This is a genomic window from Tychonema sp. LEGE 07196, from assembly GCF_963890365.1.
Lineage (GTDB): Bacteria > Cyanobacteriota > Cyanobacteriia > Cyanobacteriales > Microcoleaceae > Microcoleus.
In genome coordinates this window covers 70,983-77,227 of sequence record NZ_CAWPRX010000108.1, presented here as the reverse complement: position 1 = coordinate 77,227, position 6,245 = coordinate 70,983, and the positions used below count along the sequence as shown (strand labels likewise).

Genomic DNA, 6,245 nt, shown 5'->3' with positions numbered 1-6,245 from the left:
GGGCATGGGGCATTGGGCATGGGGCTTTAGCGTTGCGGAGGGATGGGCCCGCGCAGGGAATTGGGCTCTAGCGTTGCGGAGGGATGGGCCCGCGCAGGGCATGGGAGGTTATTGGTAACGAATAACGAATAACCAATAACCAATAACCAATAACCAATAACCAATAACCCACAACCAATAACCCACAACCAATAACCAATAACCCACAACCAATAACCAATAACCAATAACCAATAACCCACAACCAATAACCAATAACCAATAACCAATAACAACTGACTTCTTCCTCAACCTAAAATCTGTTATGTTTAAATAAGTAACTCTGCCCGATCGCCCGCTCGACAGAGATTCTCAATCAATAGTGGCTTTCAACTCTAAATTGTAATTCTACTTAAATATCTGTGCGCGTTAACCTCACCGATCGGCAACAACACATCCTTTGGGCAACGGTTCGCCACTACATAGCTACAGCGGAACCCGTTGGCTCAAAAGCTTTGGTTGACGAATTCAACCTCAGCGTCAGCCCAGCTACAATTCGCAATGCTATGGGGACTCTCGAAAAAGCTGGACTGCTATATCAGCCCCACACTTCGGCAGGACGAGTCCCCTCTGACTCCGGCTACAGAATTTATGTAGACCAGTTGATTCAGCCGTCTGATACCCTCGCCCGCAAGGTGGAACAGGTACTAGACCAGCTCAACTGGTCAGACGGCCGCATGGATGCCGCACTCCGCGGCGCTGCTCAAATCCTGGCAACTATCAGCGGTTACATTGCCATGATCACGATACCGCAAACCAATACGGCTTGCTTGCGCCACTTGCAACTGGTGCAGCTAGAGGCGGGAAAGGTGATGCTGATCGTGGTGACTGATGTTTACGAAACTCATTCGGTGTTGGTGCAGTTACCCAAGCACGCAGATGGTAGCTGGCCAGATGAGGCAATTGTCGATCGCCAATTGCAGATTTTGTCAAATTTTTTGAACAGCAAGCTGCGGGGGCGATCGATCTCGGAACTCTCAACTGTAGACTGGAGCGAGTTAGACCGAGACTTTGAACTCTACGCAGAATGGATGGAAACCATGCTGGCTGCTTTGAGCAGCCGCCAAAGCAATCCCACCTACACGCGAATTTTGATCGGCGGTTTGGCAGAAGCCCTGCGCTTACCTGAGTTTTCGCAGTTGCAGCAAGTTCAAACCCTCGTGCAATTGCTCGAACAAGAGCAGGAACTGCTTTGGCCTTTGATTTTTGAATCGCCGGATTTGGAGAAGTCAGGGAAGCGGGTAACGGTGCGAATTGGCTCGGAAAATTCCTTAGAACCAATTCGCGGCTGTACTCTGATTTCTTCGATTTACCGCCGGGGATCGGTGCCGGTGGGTAGTGTTGGGGTTTTGGGGCCGACGCGGATGGTTTACGAAAATGCGATCGCGGTGGTGGAAGCTGCTGCCGATTATTTGTCCGAAGCTATGGGCGGAAATCGAGTTAATTTTCCAGAAGGATAAGCTGTCACGGCATTTAAATTTAATTTTGGGGTGGGCTAAGAGTGCCCGCCCGACTCATGGTTTCAAGAAATAGGGTTTTGAAAGTTAGCTCCCACCTTCGGCCCCCTCAATTGTTGCTCGTTACGAATAAGAGCCTGGTAATGCAGGTGCGGAGGCTCTGCCTCTCTTTACCTCGCGACTTGTGGAAAGAGAAAAGCGCGGCCGATGTTTAAGTTATTAAATTTTCCTTCCTTAGATCCCGCATTCGACACCCTCAACTGTTACCTTCGGTTTTTACGGTTTTAGATATAGCATTGAAGCTATAAATTATACTTTGAAACCGTATATTTACGGAAAAAAATCGGGAAAAAGCCCGATCGCTCGCTGAAAAAATCGATTGTTCTCCGTGATTGTACTGTGAAACAGCCAGGGTACGGAATATGGGTTAATACCTTGTTAGATGCACGCTAATGCGATCGCCCCAAGTTGAAGTAATTTGGGTTTTTTTGTGCCCCAAAGCCGGTTGCAACATCGAAAAAACCGGGGTTGATTGACAAAAAATCTTGGCTTTCAGGTTCTGGTTGGGCCAAGAAACTAAACCACTCGCGCTTCACGAGAGATTTTTATTCTAAAAAACTGGGTTTCTGCCTCCCTGGGTCGATCGAAAACAGTGAGGATTTGCAGGCGATTAAGAGCTCGATAGCTTAGTTTCTCGCTGGGAGATGGCAAGTGGGGCGATCGCACCTTGGCCATCCAAAAATTAAGGAAACTGGACAGACAATCCTAGGGAGGCACAAGTCAGTAAAATTGCAAAATATTAAGACATTTTAGAGAGTTCGTCAAAAACAACTAAAAAAGATTAGTGTTGATGTGAAAGCTATATTTCTTTTGGAAATAGCTCTGGTTAGACAAATGCAAATAACTTGCAGTAAATTTAGCTTGATTGCGGCTCCATCAAAGATTTAAACGCTGAGTTAAGATCGAAACTCAATTTAGGGAATTTTCTTTTAGCATTCAATGAAATCGACCGATCAAACTAAGAATACCTTTGCAATCACAACGCCTCTGTACTATGTAAACGATTTACCTCACGTTGGCAGCGCTTACACGACTATGGCCGCAGATGCCCTAGCCAGATTTGAGCGGCTGCGGGGCAAATCTGTGTTGATGATTACCGGGACAGACGAACACGGGCAGAAAATTCAGCGCACCGCCGAGAGTTTGGGACGATCGCCCCAAGCTCACTGCGACTTAGTAGTTCCGGCCTTTGAAACGCTGTGGGAACAACTCTCTATCCAGTACGATCGCTTCATCCGCACAACTTCGCGCCGCCACGAGTACATTGTCAAAGAATTTTTCCAGCGCGTCTGGAACTCCGGCGACATCTACTTGAACCAGCAACAAGGCTGGTACTGCGTCTCCTGCGAAGAATTTAAAGATGAGCGGGATTTGTTACCGGGAAATCGGTGTTCCGTCCACACCAGCAAGGAAGTTGAGTGGCGCGACGAAGAAAACTACTTTTTTCGCCTGTCGCGATATCAAGACCAACTGCTGGCCTTGTACGCAGAACGTCCAGACTTCATCGCGCCGGAAAGTCGGCGCAATGAAGTTCTCAGCTTCGTCAACTCCGGCCTGCAAGACTTTTCGATTTCTAGAGTGAATCTCGAATGGGGCCTACCAATACCAGTTGATTCGAGTCACACCATTTACGTCTGGTTTGACGCTTTGCTGGGATACGTCACAGCCTTGCTAGATCCCGACAGCGATCCGATGTTAGAGAATGCTTTATCTAAATGGTGGCCGATTGACCTGCACTTGATCGGCAAAGATATTCTCCGCTTTCACGCAGTTTACTGGCCCGCAATGCTGATGTCAGCCGGTATATCGGTGCCGGGCCGCGTCTTCGCTCACGGTTTTTTGACCAAAGACGGCAAAAAAATGGGTAAATCGGAGGGAAATACTTTAAACCCAGTCGAATTGGTCAATAAATACGGCGCTGATGCAGTTCGTTACTATTTCCTCAAAGAAATTGAGTTCGGAGAAGACGGCGATTTTAACGAAACTCGGTTTATCAATATATTGAATGCTGAGCTAGCAAACGATCTGGGAAATTTGCTCAACCGCACCTTAAACATGGCTCGCAAATATTGCGGAGGCTCAGTGCCAAATGTATCAGCGGATAACATTTCCGGTGACAACCTTCTCAAGAGTATGAGCATGGATTTGGGCGATCGAGTCGCGGGTTTTTACGAAGAATTGGCTTTTAGCAAGGCTTGCGAAGCTGTACTTGCATTAGTGAGAGCCGGGAACAAGTTTATTGACGTACAAGCACCTTGGAGTTTGTACAAGCAAGGACAGCTCGAAAGTGTCCAACAAGTGCTATATTCTGTTCTGGAATCTGTTAGACTGGCATCTTACCTTTTATCGCCGATTCTTCCTAATATCAGCAACGCTATCTATCAGCAGCTAGGTTTTTCAATTGACTTTAACGATCGGGTTGCCGTTAACAGTGCAGCGACTTTTGCAGTTCATGCTGCCTGGGGCGCAATGCCTGCCAACCAAACTCTGGGAGAACCCCAACCAGTGTTTAAGCGGCTCGAACTGTTGGAAACATGACCGTCATAGTTCACAGCCAGCGATCGGGGTGCTATGACAGATTATGAATTAGCACTTTTTTCCTTAACCAATCTTTCATAAAAATTGAGGCATAACAATCATGTTGAATAGAATAGAAAGCAACGACCTTTTTACACCGGAACAGGTTCTCGAAAATCGGGGTCGAGTAGCAATTTTTATTGACGGCTCTAACCTTTTTTACGCGGCTTTACAGTTAGGAATAGAAATTGATTACACTAAGCTATTGTGCCGTTTAACTGCCGGTTCACGGCTGTTACGCTCTTTTTTCTACACTGGTGTCGATCGCACAAACGAGAAACAGCAGGGGTTTTTGCTGTGGATGCGCCGCAACGGCTACCGAGTTATTTCTAAGGATTTGGTGCAGTTACCAGATGGTTCTAAGAAAGCCAATTTGGATGTAGAAATTGCTGTGGACATGATGGCTTTAGTCGGGTCTTACGACACGGCCGTTTTGGTCAGCGGTGACGGCGATTTGGCCTATGCTGTGGATGCTGTGAGCTATCGCGGCGTGCGGGTGGAAGTCGTGAGTTTGCGATCGATGACCAGTGACAGTTTAATTAATGTAGCCGATCGCTACATCGATTTAGAAATGATTAAGGATGACATCCAAAAAACATCGCGCCCTAACTATGCTTACCGCCCGCTGTCGGGTCTAAGCTTGATGGAAGAACACGACGACAGATAGGGATTTGGCAAGAGGTCATAGGGAATGGGGGATAGGCATAGGTAATAGGTAAGGGGTGGAATCATTAAAACTTAGAAGTTAAAAATTTAGATAAAGTATAAAACATTTTTAATTTTTGATTTAGTGTTTTTAATTAGCCAATTACCAATTACCCATTACTAATTATCAATTACCAATCCCTCCGCAACGCTAGAGCCCAACGATCGATTACCAATGATTAATCTCCAATCCCAAAATTCCCATCTCAAATCCCCAAAATTAATGTTGCTATTTTTAGCAGCATTGATTTTGGGGATTAGTGCTTGTGCTGCTCCCCAAGAAACTCAAAATAACAAATTAGCGGACGATCTCAAAACCGCTCAGCAGGCAAACAGCAGTTTAACATTGAACAAAGTAACCCTAGAACAAGCAAACGAAAAGGGCGAAACCTTCTGGAAAGTCAACTCAAAAACTGCCGTTTACAGCAAAGACCAAAAGACAGTTGACGTTCAGAAACCAGTGGGAAAATTGTTTCAGGATGGCAAAGAAATATACGACATTCAGGGAGATACCGGGCAGGTATTTCAGGAAGGAAATCAGGTTTTTCTCAAAGGTAACATAGTCGCTACAGACCTAAAAAATGGCTTGGTATTGCGCGGAAATGAGTTGGAATGGCGGCCGAAGGAAGATATTTTAGTTGTTCGCAATAATTTGACGGGAGAGAACAAACAGGTGACAGCTTCAGCAAAAGAAGCGCGGGTTTTCAGCAGGGCGAAGAGGATGGAGTTATTCGGTTCTGTCGTGGCGAATGTGAAAGAGCCGGTTTTGCAACTGCGTACCGAGCACTTAGTGTGGTTTGTGGAGCAACAAAAAATCAACAGCGACCAACCGACTCAAATTGACAGATATAAAGATAAAAAAGTAACAGACAGCGGTTTTGCCGACCAAGTAGATGTAGACTTAAAAACTAAGATTGCGACCTTAACGAAAAACGCTCAATTAATGCCATCAGACCCGCCGCTGCAAATAGAAAGCAGTTTGATGAGTTGGAATTTTCCGGCTCAATCTGTGATATCGCCAGGGCCTGTGAAGGTTTTTCACCGGGTGGAAAAGGTGACGATGACTGGGGATCAGGGGCGGGGAGATTTAGAGAAAAAGATTTTTTATTTAACTGGAAATGTGGTAGGAATTGGGGAAAAACGTCAATCTCAATTAAATACCGATCGCGTAACGTGGTATTTAACTAACCAAACTTTTGACGCAGAAGGAAATGTGGTTTACAAGCAACTAAATCCGGTGTTTAATTTAACTGGGCCGAGGGCGGCGGGAGAGCTTAAAAATCAAACTGTGATTGTCAAAGGTGACGGTGGCGGCGGCCAAGTTGTTACGGAATTTGTGCCGGATGAAAACAAGGGAATTTTGGAAAGTAAATAGGATTGCAACCGCAGATGTCGCCAGACGAACGC

General features: G+C 46.1%; 4 protein-coding genes. All 4 read left to right on the top strand.

The window, feature by feature from the left end:
• Nucleotides 1-395 precede the first annotated feature (395 nt).
• The 4 genes from hrcA to lptC all read left to right on the top strand — a co-directional run bounded on the left by hrcA (nt 396) and on the right by lptC (nt 6,213).
• A complete protein-coding gene (hrcA, locus tag AACV78_RS13430) occupies nt 396-1,499 on the top strand; it encodes a heat-inducible transcriptional repressor HrcA (RefSeq protein ID WP_445329584.1) in 1,104 nt (367 codons plus the stop codon).
• Nucleotides 1,500-2,495: 996 nt separating this feature from the next.
• Entirely contained in the window at nt 2,496-4,094 is a 1,599-nt protein-coding gene (gene metG, locus AACV78_RS13425) for a methionine--tRNA ligase (RefSeq protein WP_194012656.1), read from the top strand.
• Nucleotides 4,095-4,194: 100 nt separating this feature from the next.
• The gene (locus AACV78_RS13420) at nt 4,195-4,800 is read left to right on the top strand and encodes a LabA-like NYN domain-containing protein (protein ID WP_006631885.1); all 606 of its coding nucleotides are present in this window, start codon (nt 4,195-4,197) and stop codon (nt 4,798-4,800) included.
• A gap of 213 nt (nt 4,801-5,013) precedes the next feature.
• Nucleotides 5,014-6,213: an LPS export ABC transporter periplasmic protein LptC gene (lptC, locus tag AACV78_RS13415; protein WP_194012655.1), complete on the top strand. Its 1,200-nt coding sequence runs from the start codon at nt 5,014-5,016 to the stop codon at nt 6,211-6,213.
• The last annotated feature ends 32 nt before the right edge of the window (nt 6,214-6,245 follow it).

What these genes read in the sequence shown, in the direction of transcription:
- lptC (WP_194012655.1), top strand. Translation starts at nt 5,014, where the DNA reads ATGATTAATCTCCAATCCCAAAATTCCCATCTCAAATCCCCAAAATTA.
- AACV78_RS13420 (WP_006631885.1), top strand. Translation starts at nt 4,195, where the DNA reads ATGTTGAATAGAATAGAAAGCAACGACCTTTTTACACCGGAACAGGTT.
- metG (WP_194012656.1), top strand. Translation starts at nt 2,496, where the DNA reads ATGAAATCGACCGATCAAACTAAGAATACCTTTGCAATCACAACGCCT.